15 protein-coding genes are annotated in these 18,433 nt (G+C 32.5%); 13 read left to right on the forward strand and 2 right to left on the reverse strand.

Annotated features, from left to right (window positions below; all coding sequences use genetic code 11):
• The first annotated feature begins 51 nt into the window (after window positions 1–51).
• Window positions 52–1,248 carry an ATP-binding protein gene (locus AAFN75_RS17260; protein ID WP_411807539.1) on the forward strand — a complete coding sequence of 399 codons (1,197 nt, stop codon included), beginning with the start codon at window positions 52–54 and terminating at the stop codon, window positions 1,246–1,248.
• Window positions 1,249–1,636: 388 nt separating this feature from the next.
• On the opposite strand, the gene AAFN75_RS17265 is transcribed toward AAFN75_RS17260, so the two are convergent.
• Window positions 1,637–3,526: a peptidase M61 gene (locus tag AAFN75_RS17265; RefSeq protein ID WP_411807540.1), complete on the reverse strand. Its 1,890-nt coding sequence runs from the start codon at window positions 3,524–3,526 to the stop codon at window positions 1,637–1,639.
• Between the two features lie 87 nt (window positions 3,527–3,613).
• Here AAFN75_RS17265 and AAFN75_RS17270 point away from each other — a divergent pair, with 87 nt between their 5' ends.
• The 12 genes from AAFN75_RS17270 to AAFN75_RS17325 all read left to right on the forward strand — a co-directional run bounded on the left by AAFN75_RS17270 (window position 3,614) and on the right by AAFN75_RS17325 (window position 15,719).
• Window positions 3,614–4,621, forward strand: coding sequence for a glycosyltransferase family 2 protein (locus tag AAFN75_RS17270; protein WP_411807541.1), 1,008 nt, complete (start codon window positions 3,614–3,616; stop codon window positions 4,619–4,621).
• A gap of 123 nt (window positions 4,622–4,744) precedes the next feature.
• A complete protein-coding gene (locus AAFN75_RS17275) occupies window positions 4,745–5,323 on the forward strand; it encodes a DUF4870 domain-containing protein (protein ID WP_411807542.1) in 579 nt (192 codons plus the stop codon).
• Window positions 5,324–5,397: 74 nt separating this feature from the next.
• Entirely contained in the window at window positions 5,398–7,323 is a 1,926-nt protein-coding gene (locus tag AAFN75_RS17280; protein ID WP_411807543.1) for a BatA domain-containing protein, read from the forward strand.
• Complete coding sequence (locus tag AAFN75_RS17285; protein WP_411807544.1) at window positions 7,320–8,576, forward strand: dihydroorotase; 1,257 nt, start codon at window positions 7,320–7,322, stop codon at window positions 8,574–8,576. Before AAFN75_RS17280 ends, AAFN75_RS17285 begins: the two co-directional genes overlap by 4 nt.
• 1 nt (window position 8,577) lies before the next feature.
• Window positions 8,578–8,916: a hypothetical protein gene (locus tag AAFN75_RS17290; protein ID WP_411807545.1), complete on the forward strand. Its 339-nt coding sequence runs from the start codon at window positions 8,578–8,580 to the stop codon at window positions 8,914–8,916.
• Window positions 8,917–9,000: 84 nt separating this feature from the next.
• Window positions 9,001–9,657: an alpha/beta hydrolase gene (locus tag AAFN75_RS17295; RefSeq protein WP_411807546.1), complete on the forward strand. Its 657-nt coding sequence runs from the start codon at window positions 9,001–9,003 to the stop codon at window positions 9,655–9,657.
• A gap of 185 nt (window positions 9,658–9,842) precedes the next feature.
• Complete coding sequence (locus AAFN75_RS17300) at window positions 9,843–10,151, forward strand: DUF3784 domain-containing protein (protein ID WP_411807547.1); 309 nt, start codon at window positions 9,843–9,845, stop codon at window positions 10,149–10,151.
• Window positions 10,152–10,153: 2 nt separating this feature from the next.
• Window positions 10,154–10,510, forward strand: a complete 357-nt coding sequence (locus AAFN75_RS17305; RefSeq protein ID WP_411807548.1) for an SdpI family protein — start codon at window positions 10,154–10,156, stop codon at window positions 10,508–10,510.
• 184 nt (window positions 10,511–10,694) lie between these two features.
• Window positions 10,695–11,189 (forward strand): DUF4303 domain-containing protein, encoded by a 495-nt coding sequence (locus AAFN75_RS17310; RefSeq protein WP_411807549.1) that lies wholly within the window; start codon window positions 10,695–10,697, stop codon window positions 11,187–11,189.
• A gap of 499 nt (window positions 11,190–11,688) precedes the next feature.
• A complete protein-coding gene (locus tag AAFN75_RS17315; protein WP_411807550.1) occupies window positions 11,689–12,810 on the forward strand; it encodes a hypothetical protein in 1,122 nt (373 codons plus the stop codon).
• Window positions 12,811–12,817: 7 nt separating this feature from the next.
• Entirely contained in the window at window positions 12,818–15,097 is a 2,280-nt protein-coding gene (locus AAFN75_RS17320) for a WG repeat-containing protein (protein WP_411807551.1), read from the forward strand.
• A 1-nt stretch (window position 15,098) separates the two neighbouring features.
• Window positions 15,099–15,719 carry a hypothetical protein gene (locus AAFN75_RS17325; RefSeq protein WP_411807552.1) on the forward strand — a complete coding sequence of 207 codons (621 nt, stop codon included), beginning with the start codon at window positions 15,099–15,101 and terminating at the stop codon, window positions 15,717–15,719.
• 368 nt (window positions 15,720–16,087) lie between these two features.
• Here AAFN75_RS17325 and recQ read toward each other — a convergent pair whose 3' ends face one another.
• A complete protein-coding gene (gene recQ / locus AAFN75_RS17330; protein ID WP_411807553.1) occupies window positions 16,088–18,292 on the reverse strand; it encodes a DNA helicase RecQ in 2,205 nt (734 codons plus the stop codon).
• Between the last annotated feature and the right edge of the window lie 141 nt (window positions 18,293–18,433).

Consider the following 18,433-nt stretch of genomic DNA (forward strand, 5'->3'; position numbering starts at 1 on the left):
CTTTTACCTATTTTTACATTCCCTTAAACCCTAGCAAACGATTTTTTAGCAATGATAAATCCCGAACTACCGTCAAACGAAAGTAAGCGTTTAAATGCCGTTAAGCAATACAACCTTCTGGACTCTTTACCTGAAGAAGACTACGATAATATCACCACTTTGGTAGCTACAATTTGTAAAGTTCCTATTTCTTTAATTACACTTTTAGATGAGGATAGAAATTTTTTAAAATCACACTACGGTATAGACTTTAACGAGTCGCCTAGAGATATTTCGTTTTGCGGACATGCTATTTTAAGCGACGATCCAATATTAATAGTTGAAGACGCTACAAAGGATATTCGGTTTCATGACAACCCTATAATTACCGAAAACAACGTATCATTTTACGCTGGTGTACCGTTAGTTAATCCTGATGGTTACGCCCTAGGAACCTTATGTGTTTATGATATTACACCAAGAACTTTTACTGAAGAGCAAAAAGATGCTTTAATTATTTTAGCAAAACAAGTGGTTAAGCTTTTTGAATTACGATTAAAAAACAAAACCCTTAATGACACCTTGCATACTTTGGAAGAGCGTCATGATATGCTAAACACCTTTGCCAACAAAGTATCGCACGATTTAAAATCGCCTTTAGCCAACATAACCTCGCTTACCAGTTTATTTAAGGATGAATTAAAGGCATCGCACCCAGAAATTGATTTAGAATATTTAAATTATATTGAAGAGTCTGCCAATACCTTAAGAGCTTATATTGATGGTATTTTAAAACACTATAAAAGTGAAAAATTACTTGACAAGAATAAAATAGAAACTAAATTAGAAGATGTATTTAATTCTATTAAAACGGTTTTAAACTTAAACGATTCTAATTTTAAACTCCTTAAAACAGCGTCGTTAAACAATGTAAACACCTATGTTTTAAAGCAGATTTTACTAAACTTAGTGGATAATGCTTTTAAATACAATTTTAAAGAATTACCTGTAGTAAGTATTGATTTTGAGGAAAACAATACTTACTACACCTTTTATGTAATGGATAATGGTAATGGTATTAAACCTGAAAAACTACCACTTTTATTTGAGTTATTCCATACAGCGCACCACGAAGACAGTAAAGGAAATAAAGGCACTGGAATTGGCTTATTTACAGTAAAATCGTTAATAAATAAATTAGGAGGCACTATTACCGTAGAATCGACTGAAGGTATTGGAACAACCTTTAAGTTTACTGTTGCTAAATAACATTTGGGAGTTAACCAAGGGTCGGGCTTTTCGCTATATCTTTTTTTGCCATTTATGGCTGCAAATAAAAGATGCCGCTTTAATCCCTAACGTAGAGAAACACATTTAATACAGTTTTTTTTAAAACTCGCTTGCTTCTAGCAGCATTGAAAAATTATTGCATTCTAGATACACTAAATAGCAGTGGGTTTATAACCGACACTGGCAAATTAGCCCGCGCTAGGGATTGAAAAGGAAAGCCCACAGCGACCTTTTTTGGGAGCGAGGACTTGTATTGGAAAGCCCGACCACCTACCCTGAGCGAAGTCGAAGGGTGTGGTAGCGCCATAAAAAAACGGTTGATAAACATTATGTTCATCAACCGTTTAAACTTTACTTTACTATTTTTTCAACCCTTTAACCAAGCGTTACGTAAAGCTATTTGTGCTTTGGTAGCATTTGGCTTTTCTATTAATGCTTGTCCTGTGGTATACCCTTGCGTTGTTGTTGTTTTAATTACAACCTCTTTACCACCTCTTTCTAGAACAACCTCGACATCTAGTCCTGGTGTCCAAGCAAAAACCTGACCTAAAACTTGGTTTGCATTTTGTAAGGTAACAGCGGTACCATCTATAGCTTTAATGATATCGTTTGGTTGCGCACCTTGCTCTTTCCAAAAACTGTTTTCTAAAACGCTATCTACAAAAAAGATACCTTTAGTTGGATCTCCGCTTACTATTGGCGCGCCATTTATTAAAATGTAATTGGCTTTTATTTGCGATTCGCCAACTTCTAGACCTGCCTTTTCGAAAAACGTGTTGTAGTTAATAGGAATATCTCCTACCACGTGTGTGTTTAAAAATTCGCCCACAGCTGGGTAAGTCATAGCAGTGATTTCGCTAATTAGTTTATCATCCTCAAAAGGTTTGTTTTTCCCGTATTTATTCGATAATTCTTTCATTAGAGAAAGAATTCCACGGTTTCCATTACTTTCCTCACGCATTATAATATCGATACACATGCCTATTAACGCGCCTTTTTGATACACGTTTAAATACTCATCTTTATAAGGTGCTTTTAATATATTTTCGCTCATAATAGTAAAACTCATAGCATCGTTTAAACGCTTAGAGGCCTCTATTTTTTCCATAATGGTATTATAAAACTCAGCCTCGTTAACTAAACCTTGATTAACCTGAAATAAGGTTGCAAAATACTCTGTAACCCCTTCGTACATCCATAAATGCTTTGAGAAGGTTGGATTGTTGTAATCGAAATAATGCACATCTTCTGAGTGTACACTTAACGGTGTTACAATATGAAAAAACTCATGAGACACAACATCTGTCATGCTTGATGCTATGGCATTTTCATCCATAGATTCTGGTAGTACAACTACAGTTGATGTATGGTGCTCTAAGGCACCGAATCCTTTTGGAGAATCCTCATTACCTTCTGATAAATACAGGTAAATATCGTAGCGTGGAGTAGCATTAATATCTCCTAAGTATGCTTTTTGAGCCTGCATCATTTTAAAAACCACATCTTTAAGGGATTTAGCCGAATGCACTTTATTTGGGGAGTACACACTTAATACAATTTTAATATCGCCAACTTGAAACTCTTCAACATCTAAGTTTCCATACATCATCGGGTTATCGGTAATATCAAAATATCTAGGCGCAAAATAACTCGTTGTCATGGTTTTACCATCTTCGCTAGTTTGAGAATTTACATTTTGCAATGCCGATGTACGTTGCAAATCTGCAGCAGCAATAACATCTAACTTGTACTGGTTATTTTTTAAAGAATCGAAATACCCAATAAACCCGTGTAGGTTCAAAACGAAATTGTTAGGTTCTAAATTAGTACCTGCTGGCGAAAACGGTGTATCTTTTCCAATACCTCCATCTAGTTCAATATCGAAAGTATCGTTTACTAAATACGTTATTTTATCTAATTGTTTAGCATTGGCAATAGTCCACGTATTAGTGTCTACCTTGTTTACAGCCATTTCATTTCCGTTATAATCGAAGGCTTTAAAATTGTCTACATATTTACCAAAATCGCTTACCGAATACGTACCTTGAATAACCCTAGGTAGTCTATAAGTTACCGTTTGGGTAGTAAAACGACCCGGATTAATGGTTACAGGAGCTTTATCGTCAGTAATGTTAGATAAATTTATTGAAGTCTCAATAGGTAAACTTGTTGCTAAATCGTTACTAACATTTTTAGTTGAACCACAACCAACTAATACAGCACCAGCAAATAAAGCGAATAGTGTTTTTGTATACATTAAATTAATTTTAAAAGTTTTTTAATTGACGCGCAAATTACCATAATGTTACCGTCTCCTTTCTTAAGGTTTTGTTAAATTCGCATTATGCAAAAGTTACTAGTAAGTATATTAATTCCGTTTAAAAACACCCAAGAATTCATAGGCGATTGTATCCAATCCATTATAAGACAGACTTATACTAATTGGGAGCTTATTATTATTGACGATAACTCGACCGATTCGAGCTTTACTATTGTTAAAGAATTTGCTAAAAAAGATAGCAGAATTAAACTTTTTAAAAATTCTGGTAGTGGGATTATTGAAGCTTTGCAATTGGCTTTCTCACAAAGTGAAGGAGATTTAATTACTAGAATGGATAGCGACGATATTATGCGACCTAGCAAATTAGAGGTTATGACGTCTAGTTTAATGCATCACGGAAAAGGTAATTTGGCTGTTGGTTTAGTTCATTATTTTGCTGAAGAAGGCATAAAATCAGGATACAAAAGTTATGAAGTTTGGCTCAATGCTTTAACCGAAAAAGGCACAAATTACTCTGAAATTTACAAGGAATGTGTAATACCTTCACCTTGTTGGATGATACATAGAGACGATTTTACAGCTTGTGATGCTTTTAATCCTAACAGATATCCTGAAGACTACGATTTAGCGTTTCGATTTTACAAACATGGTTTTACTTGCTTGCCTTGTGATGTTGTTTTACATGATTGGAGAGATTATAGCCATAGAACCTCTAGAACCGACGAGCATTACGCCCAGAATCATTTTATCCCCCTAAAAATAGACTACTTTTTAGAACTAGATTACAATCCTGATAAAACACTATTTGTTTGGGGCGCCGGAAATAAAGGGAAGTTTATAGCCAAAACCCTTATTGAAAAACAAATTGATTTTGAATGGATTTGCGATAACCCTAAAAAAATTGGCAAAGATATTTATGGTAAAATCTTAAGACCTTTTAAAGACTTGGAATCCATAAAAAACCCGCAAGGCATTATTACGGTGGCTAATAAAGAGGCTCAAATTGAAATTAGAGAATATTTAGATTCTTTAAAAATGAATTCTATTAAGGATTATGTTTTCTTTTGTTAGTAGACCTAAAACTCTAGTAAACTTAGGTTATAGACACAAATGTCATAAAAATGCCGCAAATAAACCGTAATCAAATAGTGTGTTTCATAAATAATTTTGAATCAAAATAAAACCAAATTAATTATGAATCAATTAGGTAATAAAATTAAAGAAGTAAGAAAGAAAAAAGGGCTATCTCAAGAAGAATTAGCGGAGTCTGCCAAAGTAAATTTAAGAACAATACAACGCATAGAAAATAACGAAAATGAACCAAGAGGAAAAACACTTCATTTAATTTGTGAGGTTTTAGACTTGAATACAGAAGATGTTTTAGATTATGGCATGCATACAGACAAAAACTACCTTATCTTCTTTCAACTATCTGTTTTAACAGGTGTATTCATGCCTCTAGGAAATATCATTATTCCTTTTATTTTGTGGTCAACAAAAAAGGATAAAGTAATTGGATTAAATAAAATGGGGATTAATCTTTTAAATTTCCAAATTACTTGGACTTTTTTCACGTTTTTCTCAATTATATTTGGCGTATTTATGAAAATAATTCATTTTGAAATTGGTCCATTTACAGGTAATATGACAATGATTTTACCTCTAATATTTTTTTACCCTTTAAATATTATTTTACCTATAATATTTGCTTTAAAAGTTCGCAATGAAAGAATGAAACGTTTTTATCCAAATATTATTAAGCTAATAAAATAAACTATTACTGTTTATAGTTAAACTATATTTAAAAATTCAAATGCATTTTCTATATTTGGGCAATCTAAAACAATATGCAGTTTAAACACCCCGAACTTCTTTACGCTTTATTTTTACTGCTCATCCCTATTATTGTTCATTTATTTCAGTTACGAAAGTTTCAAAAAGTAGACTTTACCAATGTCGCTTTTTTAAAAGAAGCCACTTTACAAACCCGTAAAAGTTCGCAAATAAAAAAGTGGTTAACCCTGTTAACACGGGTATTACTTCTAGCGGCTTTAGTGTTTGCTTTTGCACAACCTTTTACATCAAAATCTGATGCCTTTAAAAAAGAAAAAGCAATCATTATTTATTTGGATAATTCGTTTAGTATGCAAGCTAAAGGCACACATGGCGAATTACTAAAACGTGCGGTACAAGATATAATTACTCAGGTACCAGAAAACGAAACCATATCGCTTTTTACCAACGATGCTGTTTTTAAAAACACGACTATAAAAGCTATAAAAAACGACTTACTACAACTAGACTATTCTACAAATCAACTTACTACACAGGCGGCTTTATTAAAAAGTAAAACGTTTTTAAGCAAAAAAACAAACACTTTAAATAATATTATTTTAATATCTGATTTTCAAAACAGTAACACACCAGCAAAAACTAAAAAAGACTCATTGACCAGTTTGAGTTTTGTCAAACTCAGTCCAGTAAACACCAATAATATTTTGGTTGATAGTCTTTACATTTATGAAACCACACCAACAGCTATTGCCTTAAAAGTTATTCTTAAAAACAGCGGTACGGCCATTGATAATTTACCGGTTTCTCTATATAATAACAACAAGCTAAATGCTAAAACTTCGGTAGCCATTCAGCAAGAATCTGAAGCTTTATTTTCACTTCCGGTTAATCAAATCATCAATGGAAAAATAACCATTAACGATGCCAATTTACAATTTGATAATAGCCTTTATTTCAACATTAATAAACCATCAAAAATTAATGTTTTAAGTATAAACGGCGCAACCGATTCGTTTTTAAAACGCATTTACACATCCACAGAATTCAACTATTTAGCCACTCCAGAAAACCAATTAAACTACAATTTAATTGACAACCAACACCTCATTATTTTAAACGAGTTAAAAACAATTCCTGTAGCCTTAAATGCTGCTTTAAAACAATTTTCAGCACAAGGCGGATCGGTTATAATTATTCCAGCGCAAGATATTAACCTAACATCCTACAATCAATTACTAGCCAATTATAGTAGTGGCTTTAATGCTATTACCAATACCGAAAAGCGCATTACAACCATAAACTACTCGCACCCTTTGTACAGCAATGGTGTTTTTGAAAAGCAAGTTAAAAACTTTCAATACCCAAAAGTGAACAGCTTCCACCCTATTACAACCAAACAATTAGCATCAGTTTTAAATTTTGAAGACGGCAAACTCTTTTTAGGACAGTTTAAAAACGCTTTTGTTTTTACTGCGGCATTAAATAAAGACAATTCTAGCTTTAAAAACTCGCCTTTAATTGTGCCAACCTTGTTTAACGTAGCAAAGCAGAGTTTTAAAATTCCTGAATTATATTACAGCATAGGGCAAGAAAACACCTTTGATGTGGATACTAAAATGCAGCAAGACGAGGTGCTTTCATTACAAAAAAACGGTATTAGCATTATACCAAAACAACACTATTTTAATAATAAAGTGGTAATAAACACTTTCGATGAACCATCGCAAGCTGGTATTTACGCGTTAACTACTAAAAACGACACCATAAAAAAACTGAGTTACAATTTTAACCGAAGCGAAAGTAATTTAAACTACAACGATCTTTCAGCTTTAAAACATGTAACCGTTAGCGATTCAATTACCGAGATTTTCGATACTATAAAAAGTGACACAAAAGTTAACGCGCTATGGAAATGGTTTGTTATTTTTGCACTAGCGTTATTGATTATTGAAATGCTCATCTTAAAATTCTTTAAATGAACATACTTATAAAATCTGCCACAATCATAGATTCTAAAAGCGAGTTTCACAACACAACTCAGGATGTATTAATTGAAAACGGTAAGATTACTAAGATTTCCAACAGCATAGAAAACACTAAAAATTACAAAGAAATTAATTTCGAGAATTTACATATTTCTCAAGGTTGGTTTGATAGTAGTGTAAGTTTTGGCGAACCTGGTTACGAGGAACGCGAAACTATACAAAATGGTTTAAAAACTGCAGCACTTTCTGGTTTTACAAGTGTGGCTGTAAACGCCAACTCCAACCCAGTAATAGATTCCAATGCTAATATTACATTTTTAAACTCTAAAGCCAACAACCACGCTGTTAGTTTATTGCCTATTGGCGCACTAACAGTAGGAAGTTTGGGTACAGATATCGCAGAGCTTTACGATATGCGTAGCGCTGGAGCTGTGGCGTTTTACGATTATAAAAAATCGATTTCTAACCCTAACCTCATGAAAATTGCGCTGCAATACGCTAGTAATTTTGATGGTTTAGTATGCTCATTTCCGCAGGAAAATAAAATTTCCGGACATGGTGTTATGAACGAAAACATAACAAGTACGCGCTTAGGATTAAAAGGTATTCCAGCATTAGCCGAAGAGCTGCAAGTGGCTAGAGATTTATTTTTACTAGAATATACAGGCGGAAAATTACATATTCCAACTATTTCCACTGCAAAATCGGTAGAATTAATTAGGCAAGCGAAAAATAAAAAATTAGATGTTACCTGTAGCGTAGCCATACATAACTTATATTTTTCTGATGCGGTTTTAACAGATTTCGATACCAATTACAAAGTCTTACCACCGTTAAGAACACAACCCGATATCGATGCTTTAATAGCTGGTGTAAAAGATGGCACCATTGATATGGTTACTACCGACCATACACCTATTGACATTGAGGAAAAAAAGATAGAATTCGATCATGCCAACTACGGCACTATAGGTTTAGAAAGTGCTTTTGGAGCATTACAAAGTCTATTTACAACCAAAAAGACTATTGAGGTACTAACTAAAGGTAAAGCTAGATTTGGAGCCGAAACACAACCTATAGCTGTAGGTAATATGGCTAACATCACGCTTTTTAATCCAGATACTAAATACACCTTCTCGAAACAAAATATTGTATCGAAATCTAAAAATGCCATTTTTGAAAACGAAACTCTAAAAGGTCACGTTTTTGGTATTATTGCAAACAATCAAAAGGTTATAAAATCATAACATGACAGAACAAGATATTGATAAAGGGCGCCAAAATGCCATAATAAGTTACATTACCATTTTTGGTGTTATTATAGCGTATTACTTAAATAATGAAGATGATAAAAAAAGCAAGTTTGCAAGTTTTCATATTAGACAATCGTTAGGACTTTGGCTTACTTTTTTTGCCTTAGGATACATGATTGGTGTTTTTGATAGTTGGCTAGTAACCTCTTCGTTTTACTTGTTTTTTGCTGTCCTTTTTATTTATGGGTTCTCCAACGCTATTGCAAGAAAAGCACAAACTGTTCCACTTGTAGGTAACTTATACCAACGTATATTTTCAAACTTAGGGTCTTAATTCATCTTTTAAAGGTGTAAACCTCAAATATGAAATCCCCAGTTCTAAGAAAATCAGACTTCACTAAAAGTAATACATAAAAGCATGCCAAATCCATCTCTTTCTTTACAACACATAGTTCGCGAATCTAGTTTAACCGAAAACGCACCATTACTAATCTTGATGCATGGTTACGGAAGCGACGAAAACGATTTATTTTCATTTGCTGCCGAATTACCAGAGCAGCTATTTATTATATCAGTTAAAGCGCCTTACCCAATGCAACCTTACGGAAATGCTTGGTACGCTATTAATTTTGATGAAGATAAAGGAAAATGGAGTGATAACGACGAAGCTATAGCTTCAAGGGATTTAATTGCTAAATTTATAGACGAGGCCATTGCCACCTACCCTGTTAACAAAAATAATGTATCGCTTTTGGGATTTAGCCAAGGGTCTATTTTAAGTTACGCCGTAGCATTAACTTACCCTGATAAAATTAAAAATGTAGTAGCACTTAGCGGTTATATTAATAAAGATATTTTCCCTGCCGATATTAACACAAAAAACTACGCAAATTTAGATTTTTACTGTTCTCACGGAAGTGTAGACCAAGTGATACCTGTAGATTGGGCAAGACTTACACCTCCATTTTTAGAAGCTTTAAACATAAAACACAGCTATTCAGAATTTCCTGTTGGCCATGGTGTGGCACCTCAAAACTTTTACGAATTAAAAGCGTGGCTAGAAGCACGCATTTAAAGCAAATTTTAATCGAAATATAAACAAACGAATTGGTTGTTATTTTATAATGACTCCACTTGTGCTACCTTTTAATTTGTAAGAAAAATTTATTATATTCCCAGAATATGAGTGATTAAGGTTATCGTATCATGAGTTATGGTGCCTTAAAAACGAAACGTCAAAATTCAAAAAGATAGATTACTATGATTGTAGCAGCTTTAATATTTATCATACTGGGAGTTTTAATTAAATACGGAAAAATGTATTGGCTGATTGCCGGATACAATACAATGCCGAAAGAAGAAAAAGAAAAATACAACATTGAAGGAATAGCAAATTTATTTCGAAATGTGCTGTGTGGTATGGGTTTAATTATAATTTCTGGATATTTAATAACTGCATTCACCGAAAATCCCAATATTCAAAATTATGCCTTTTGGAGTTCAATGATTATCGGAATACCATACTTATTGATAAAATCAAATGCTAAGAAATATAAAATCAAAAACTAATAATGAATTTATCCTCTGACAATCCCTTATTTGTAATTCCGTCATTGTCTGGAATAATTTTTATGCTCGCAGGATTTTTAATGCTAAAATTTCCACCGAAAAAAATAAATGGTATTTATGGATACAGAACTTCAAACTCGATGAAAAATCAAGAAAGGTGGGATTTTTCTCAAAAATACGCTTCCATTGAAATGATTAAACTTGGAGCGATTTTGACTTTAAGTTCGATTATAGGATTAATATTTAAACCTGAAGGCAAAATCGGAATGTTTTTAGGACTGGCATTAATGATATTGATGGTCGTATTTTTATTAATTCGAGTTGAAAGAGCAATTAAGAATAAATTTACTAAAGAATAATAACGACACTGCAACAATAGCTGTAAGTAATAGCTTGTTCTCGTCTATTTCTGAAAATCCTCGCAGATTTTTAGTTTGGTATGTAGGTGTAAAGTTAATGATTAAACCAAGCCATTACTCATAGCCGAAAACCCTAAAAACTACTATGATTTTAAATTTTGAAGTATTAAAAAGTAAAATTGAATTGGCTGTTAAAACATGTTTTAGAGAAAATATTCAAAAATATGGTTCTGATATTTGTTCTTTTGCATTAATAAGTGATGATGGAGCAATGACTGTAGTCCCGTTTACAAATACTAAAAGTCATCTAATGAACATGCAAGCTCAAAACCCAGAACACAAAGATTACTATGAATTTGAACCAGCTGAATGGTTTACTTCTAATGGAGCTAATGAAGAATTCAATGCAATTTGCAAAATGGTGTCTTTGAAAATTGATAATGAAGAATTAGACTTCGAATATTTTAGAAATACTTTATTCAATTCATGCGTTGAAGTATTGGAGAAACTGCGATCCGAAGGTTTCTTTCAAAAAGAATTAGGAAAAAATTTGTTGGTACAGTTTAATATTTCAGATACGGACGAACCGAAAAAAAATTTAATAAATTGGACCAAACGACTTAATGATAGTACTTACGTAAAACGTTATCAAGATTATATGAATTATCAGTACAAATAAAAAGATAATAATTAGCGCCTACAAACTAATCCTTTTTAAGTAAATTTCTATAGAAAACGTATCAGCTTTCGCTCTTTTAAAAAATTAAGAATGGATACAGCTTTATAGAACGAATTAAAGGTTATTGAAGAACAAAAAATTGTAATTAAAAATCCAGACATTGTTGTTAAATTAGAAATTACAACCTAAACAAAGTAATTATTAAAGACTCACTTTATCCCCATACTTTCCAATATTCATTACAAATACCAAGCAAAAAACGCACTTTACTTAAAATGGAATTACCAGGTTTATAGTTGTTTTTCATCGATTCCGAGATTAAACATGTGAAAAAAAACAATTATTATTAATATATTTGATTTTATAAAATATTAATTTGTCCTTATTTTTTTAAACTAAAATACAAATCCTACTTAAAGCTACAAGCTCTTTTTTAAGCATCACTTTCCTCCCTCAAAAACATAAGCTTAAATAAAAAAGCAAAGGCAAACAGTAATTTATGAATTTTTACAAGCCCCTATTAATTCTTATTACTACTGCAATATCACATGCGCAACAATTAGTTATAAACAACGATTTTAAACCTCAATATATAGAAGAGGCTGCTTTTCCTATTGCAAGCAATACTTATGTACTGGTTAAAGATACTACCGCCTATTTATATAATACAAACGGCCCACTACCTTACAAAACACAAAATATTAATGATAACTATATATTAAATACTGTTAAGAACCATTTGTACAATATTAATTTGATTCCACAGTATCTAGACCAAATAGATCAAGACACCAACGAATTAACCACCCTTGTAACCTATGTGTATAAAGTAAATTATACTACTATTGATAATGAACAAATAGATATCTTAAAAAAACAATACGGCCACTTTATTCCAAAAACAGCTATTCCAAAAACATCAACGTTTAATAAAACATTAAATATTGAAGATACTTACGCTACAAGTATTGATAGTAAATTGCATGGGCCATTACAATCCCATTATTTAGTTCTCGATAAAAACAATCTGTTATCTGCCGATGACAACGGAAATTTACGCCTTACCAAAGTTAAAAATCATAAGGTATATAAAGAAAAAATATGGTCCAATTTTAATGGGCTAATAAGCCTTATTAGTAGCATAAAAATAGGTGATGTTGCACGTATAAAGTTTCAAAGATACCAGCCAGAAAAAGAAATAGTGGAAGATTTTTGGTGCCTCATAGATTTAAAAAAACAAACTTTTGTAAACATTCACTTAAAAGACTTTCATACCAATTTAAAGAATCTACAAGAACAAGATGCTCCATTACTTAATAGTGTTCCCTTTTTTTATAAAGCCGAAAATACCAGTAATATTAAATTATTTGTATTCCCTTATAATAACTTTGTTTGGTTAGATGATGAATCTTATTACTATGGCTCTAAAGACTTTTCTAATTATGCTATTATGCAAAAAGAAAATAAAAGTTATAGTCTTAAGGTACATGCGTATCTTTTTAATTATCCCTCACGTATTTTAAGAGCAATTTCTCCACATGAAAAAGATAAAATAAGAGTGCTAGAGGAAGCTTATGTTAAAAACAAACATAAAATAATATCAGAACGCTGTAATAACTAATAAGAATATGAAAAAATCAAAACCTCACAACATGCTAATTTTTAACGATGCAAATAGTAAAATGATTTTTTTTTACGTCATTCTATTTCTACTTTTTCCATTAATTTCCTTCGCTCAACTAACAGCCCCAATTAATGAAGATTGTACTTCTTTAAAAGAAAGAAACGAGTCCTATGGAACTGGTGACAATTATAATGGGTGGTGTGACATGCAAGGAAAAACTGCCTATGTTAATTGTATGTGTCGTAATGAAATGGCTAACGAAAGATATACATTAAGAAAAGAAAAACTTCAATCTGAAATCCAGAAAGCCCAAGAAAAACGAAATGTATATACCAATGCTAAATATGAAGCTAGAGAAAAAGGGAATGATATATGGTTTGCTGTTCAAGGTGATGAGAAAAACTTATCCACTTTAAAATCAACCGCTATTAGTCACTATAGGGACGTCATTACAAATATTACAGAAGAGCAAATAATAAACCAATCAATCGCTTCCTATGAAAGAACTCTTTATGGCGAAAGCAATATACAGGAGTCCAAATTAATCAATGAAAAAAATGAATATCTTGATTTAATTGAAAACATAAAAGGTTTTAGTGCTTCAAAAAAAATTATTATTAAAACTACAAATAATCAAGCAAACAGTTCATCAAATAGCATTAATAACAACAGTTATGTAAATAATGAAAAAAATATTGTCGAGGCGGCATTAAAAGGTGGTGCGGCTAGATATGAGAGAGAACAAAAATTAGCAAGAATAGAAGAAGCAAGAAAAGCCAGAGAGGCAAAACCCTCTGATGCCTATTGGTTTGATAGTCCTGCAAAAAGAGCAGCACTAACCAGTGAACAAAATGCCGCCAGTGAACAACAAGTAACTCAAGCCATAGGAAACTTAGCCAATAGCATCGATGCTGCTTTTAGAGAAAATGCTAAAAAGCGTGGAGCAAGAAAGAAAGCAGAACGTGAACAAAGATGGAAAGATGAAGAAGAGAAATCTCTTGCTGATGCCGACCTAAATTATAGACAAGGTCTTTTGTCCATTTGTGGAGATTTCAATAACGGCATAGCATTAGTAAATCCAAATTTAAGTCACAAGTTTTTGTACAATTCTGATAATCCTTCCTATGATATTAAAGTTTTGAAATCTATTGGCAAATACTTTTATATAGATAAACAAGGTCGTAATGTTTTTAATAATGAATGGGAATATGGTTATCCGTTTTATAATGGTTTAGCTTGTGTTCGTACAAATGAAGGTTTTACATTTATTGATAGTCATGGTAGTGAAATTACTGCAAAGAGGTATGATTGGGTACCACACGATTTTGTGGGAGATTATGTAAAAGTATTAAAAAATGAAAAATATGGATACATAATCAGAACAGGTGAAGAGATGATTGCACCTTTGTTTGATGAGCTAGGAGAATTTAACGATGGTCTGGCAGTAGCAAAAAAAGATGATTCTTCTGGATATATAAATATTTCAGGGCAAATTGTAATTCCTTTTGATTATTGGAAAGCTCTAGACTTTGATGGTGGCAGAGCAATTGTTTTTACCAACAACAAACAATTAATAATTGATACTAAAGGAAATATTATTAAAGAGTTAGCATATGACAAAGTACATGAATATAGTGAAGGATTAGCTCGAGTTACTGTGAGAACAAGTGGAACTTTTTATCTAGACGACAGAGATGTTAAGTACGGCTATGTTGATGAGAGCGGTAAATTAGTAATCCCAATCATTTATAAATATGCAGATGACTTTAGCGATGGTTTAGCAAGAGTTACGCTAGATAACAAAGCTGGATTTATCAACAAAGAAGGAGAAACGGTGATACCTTTTATGTATGATAGTGGTTATTGGTTTAAAAATGGAATTGGTATAGTAATTCAAAAAAATGAAAATTATGATGACTACTCAGAACGTCAAACTTGGGGTTTAATCAATAAAAAAAATGAATTTATAATTTCTTTTGAAGAAAACTACAATTTTTTACACCTTCCTACGGAAGGGTTAATAGTTGCTAAAAAAAACAAACGTTATGGCTTTATAGACACCAGTAATAATATAAAAATTCCTTTTAAGTATTATGACGCTGAACCATTTGAAAACGGAATGGCTAAAGTAAAGGCGCTAATAAGATGTAAGTCTTCCCCTCTTTCTCCAGATGCTAATTCGGCTTCCGTAAGTGGCTGTGAGCAAGGTTCAGAACCTTATTATATTAATAAAAGTGGCAGATGTGTAAAAGATTGTAATAATATTCCAAACGGTTTTAGATAATATGTTATATATCCAATTCGAAATACAGAATACGTCAAAATTTGAAGATTTCCAAACACTTTACAACCACATGGTTAAAGTACGACAACCTAGTTTTAAGTTTGATGATGTAGGTCCTGAATTTGATTGGGATACTATGCCAGAAGAGGAAGTAGAAGCTGCTTTAAAAGAATTAAATACTTTTTTAGACCAACAGGTACAACCAGAAATTTATAGATATAAAGAACTGATTCCTAGATATGCAAAGGAGTTTTTAGAGAACTACCTCCAAAATGAGAACAAGAAATCAGGTTATTTTGGTGAACCGGATGCCCTTTCCATTTTTAATTATTTAGAATTTGGTTTCGAGGTAGATATGGATCAACTAAAAAAAACAAACGATAGTTTTGGTATTGTAGAGTTTTCCACAGAAAACTATCCTTTTGGTGGTTTAGAGCGTTTTATAATGACTCTAGCAGCTTATGAATTAAAACCTGTTACTTGTTTTGATGGCTTCAACACGTGTAAATTTCATTGGATGTCTCCTTTTGAATATGAGACTGTAATTTCCACTAAAAAGAACCATTTTACTAAGATTACAAAGTGGATTAGTAATAGTTTCGTAAAAAAATCTTTTTTTTAATGGTTTTATAAAACCATTTTTTTCTAGCCTAGAAAGATATAGTATATTTAAAGGACCTTTAATGAAGATTTTGTTGAGATAACGCCCCTATTACTCCAAAGAAAAGATTTAAATAATAGCACATTGGTATAAAACTGAATTTCATCTCTTATTTTAAATAAGTAAACACAAATCAAACACATTCGCAAAAAATGAAAACAGTATAGTTAAAAATAATAAAACAGCTAGCTCCAAACACCAACCACAATAAACAAGCCCGCGTTAGGGATTGAAATGAAAAGCCCACAGCCTGACGTAGGAAGTGCGAGGACTTGCAAGGCAAAGCCCGACCCTTTTCGGGTAACGCCCATAATATTATTTAAATGAATCTAGTTTGCTACTTCGCTAATAAATTTAATACGGTATAAACGGAGTTCTTCGTCATCGTAATCGCCATCAAATTCCTCGATTGCTAAACCAATGCTATCGGTTTCAGATTCCATGAAATACTCGTGAATTTCTTCTTGCTGGTCTTCGTCTAGAATATCGTTTAGCCAATAATCTATATTTAATTTTGTGCCCGAAAACACAATAGCTTCCATTTCTTTTATAAACTCGGACATAGACATACCTTTCGATGACGAAATATCGTCTAATGGCAATTTCCTGTCTATATTTTGAATGATGTATAGCTTATTTGCAGAATTGGTTCCTGTAGATTTTACAACTAAATCGTCTGGACGTGTAATATCATTTTCCTCGACATATTTTTCAATAAAGGCTACAAAATCTTTTCCGTATTTTTTAGCTTTACCCTCGCCAACCCCATGTACATTGGCCAACTCGGTTAAGTTAATTGGATATTTCAAGGCCATATCCTCCAACGATGGATCTTGAAATATAACAAACGGTGGAACACCTAATTTTTTAGCGTTCTTTTTACGTAAATCTTTTAACATGCCCATTAAAACAGGGTCTGCAATGGCACCGCCTCCTTTTTGTGCTGTTATAATGGTACCGTCTTCTTGCTCGCCTTCAAAAATATGGTCTTCGGTCATCATGAAAGACTCAGGTTTTTTAGGGAATTCCCTACCCGATTCTGATAGTTTAATAACACCGTAAGTTTCAATATCTTTTTTAAGATATCCTGCCACTAATACTTGCCTTAATAAGGCCATCCAGTATTTATTATCTTTATGTTTTCCGGCACCAAAAAACGGTTGTTCGTTTGTTTTATGTGAATTAATTAAGGCGTTTTCTTTACCTATTATAACGTTTACTAAATCTTTTGATTTGTATTTTTCGTTGGTATTAGCAATGGTTTCTAGCAGTAACTTAACATTATCTTTAGCTTCGACCTGCTTTTTAGGATGCCTAACATTATCATCCATTTCGCCTCCTTCGCCGGTTTCATTGTCAAACTCTTCACCAAAATAGTGCAGTATAAATTTTCGTCTAGATATTGATGTTTCGGCAAAAGCAACAACTTCTTGCAACAAGGCTTGCCCAATTTCTTGTTCGGCAACAGGTTTTCCAGACATGAATTTTTCTAACTTTTCAATATCTTTATAAGCATAGTATGCTAAACAATGGCCTTCGCCACCATCGCGTCCTGCACGACCTGTTTCTTGATAATAACTTTCTATACTTTTTGGAATATCATGATGGATTACGAAGCGTACATCTGGTTTATCGATCCCCATACCAAAGGCAATGGTAGCCACAACCACATCTACATCTTCCATGAGGAATTTATCTTGATGGCTAGAACGCGTTTTGGCATCTAAACCAGCATGATAAGGCACTGCATTTACACCATTTACTTGAAGTACTTGTGCTAGTTCCTCAACACGTTTTCTGCTTAAACAATATACAATACCCGATTTACCTTCGTTCTTTTTAATAAATCGAATAATATCGACATCTACATTTTTAGTTTTTGGGCGTACTTCGTAATATAAATTAGGTCTGTTAAAGGATGCTTTAAATGTTTTGGCATCACCAATCCCTAAATTTTTAATTATATCTTCTTGCACTTTAGGCGTTGCCGTAGCCGTAAGCCCTATAATTGGAATATTATCGCCTATACGTTTTATAATATGACGTAGGTTTCTATATTCTGGTCTAAAGTCATGTCCCCACTCACTAATACAGTGTGCTTCATCAATAGCCAAGAATGAAATTTTTACGCTTCTTAAAAACTCGACATTCTCTTCTTTGGTTAAGGATTCTGGAGCGACATACAATAATTTAGTAACACCATTAACAATATCTTCTTTAACCTGCTTTATTTCGGTTTTATTTAAAGAAGAATTTAGCACATGTGCTACACCGTTTTCTTTAGAAACACCTCTTATGGCATCTACTTGGTTTTTCATTAAAGCAATTAAAGGAGACACAACAATAGCTGTCCCTTCTTGCATTAATGCCGGTAATTGATAACATAATGATTTTCCTCCGCCTGTGGGCATTATTACAAATGTGTGTTGACCGTCTAATAAACTTTCGATAACACCTTCTTGAAGCCCTTTGAACTTACTAAACCCAAAATATTTTTTTAGAGCAGCATGCAAGTCATTTTTTGATATTGACATGAATTGTTTTAAAATTATTGTTTAATTATTTCTCTAACTAGTACATAAATCATGATTGTATAATTTCGTAAAACATTTAGAGAAGCCTCATATTTTTTTTCGTTAGTTTTGTAACCAATTTCCAAATTACAACAAAAAATC

It is taken from the genome of Algibacter sp. AS12 (genome assembly GCF_046736315.1).
In the GTDB taxonomy this organism is placed as follows: domain Bacteria; phylum Bacteroidota; class Bacteroidia; order Flavobacteriales; family Flavobacteriaceae; genus Algibacter_B; species Algibacter_B amylolyticus.

Excerpts from the sequence above, each read along its gene's own strand:
- AAFN75_RS17260 (WP_411807539.1), top strand. The coding sequence starts at position 52 with ATGATAAATCCCGAACTACCGTCAAACGAAAGTAAGCGTTTAAATGCC.
- AAFN75_RS17265 (WP_411807540.1), bottom strand. The coding sequence starts at position 3,526 with ATGTATACAAAAACACTATTCGCTTTATTTGCTGGTGCTGTATTAGTT.
- AAFN75_RS17270 (WP_411807541.1), top strand. The coding sequence starts at position 3,614 with ATGCAAAAGTTACTAGTAAGTATATTAATTCCGTTTAAAAACACCCAA.
- AAFN75_RS17275 (WP_411807542.1), top strand. The coding sequence starts at position 4,745 with ATGAATCAATTAGGTAATAAAATTAAAGAAGTAAGAAAGAAAAAAGGG.
- AAFN75_RS17280 (WP_411807543.1), top strand. The coding sequence starts at position 5,398 with ATGCAGTTTAAACACCCCGAACTTCTTTACGCTTTATTTTTACTGCTC.
- AAFN75_RS17285 (WP_411807544.1), top strand. The coding sequence starts at position 7,320 with ATGAACATACTTATAAAATCTGCCACAATCATAGATTCTAAAAGCGAG.
- AAFN75_RS17290 (WP_411807545.1), top strand. The coding sequence starts at position 8,578 with ATGACAGAACAAGATATTGATAAAGGGCGCCAAAATGCCATAATAAGT.
- AAFN75_RS17295 (WP_411807546.1), top strand. The coding sequence starts at position 9,001 with ATGCCAAATCCATCTCTTTCTTTACAACACATAGTTCGCGAATCTAGT.
- AAFN75_RS17300 (WP_411807547.1), top strand. The coding sequence starts at position 9,843 with ATGATTGTAGCAGCTTTAATATTTATCATACTGGGAGTTTTAATTAAA.
- AAFN75_RS17305 (WP_411807548.1), top strand. The coding sequence starts at position 10,154 with ATGAATTTATCCTCTGACAATCCCTTATTTGTAATTCCGTCATTGTCT.
- AAFN75_RS17315 (WP_411807550.1), top strand. The coding sequence starts at position 11,689 with ATGAATTTTTACAAGCCCCTATTAATTCTTATTACTACTGCAATATCA.
- AAFN75_RS17320 (WP_411807551.1), top strand. The coding sequence starts at position 12,818 with ATGAAAAAATCAAAACCTCACAACATGCTAATTTTTAACGATGCAAAT.
- AAFN75_RS17325 (WP_411807552.1), top strand. The coding sequence starts at position 15,099 with ATGTTATATATCCAATTCGAAATACAGAATACGTCAAAATTTGAAGAT.
- recQ (WP_411807553.1), bottom strand. The coding sequence starts at position 18,292 with ATGTCAATATCAAAAAATGACTTGCATGCTGCTCTAAAAAAATATTTT.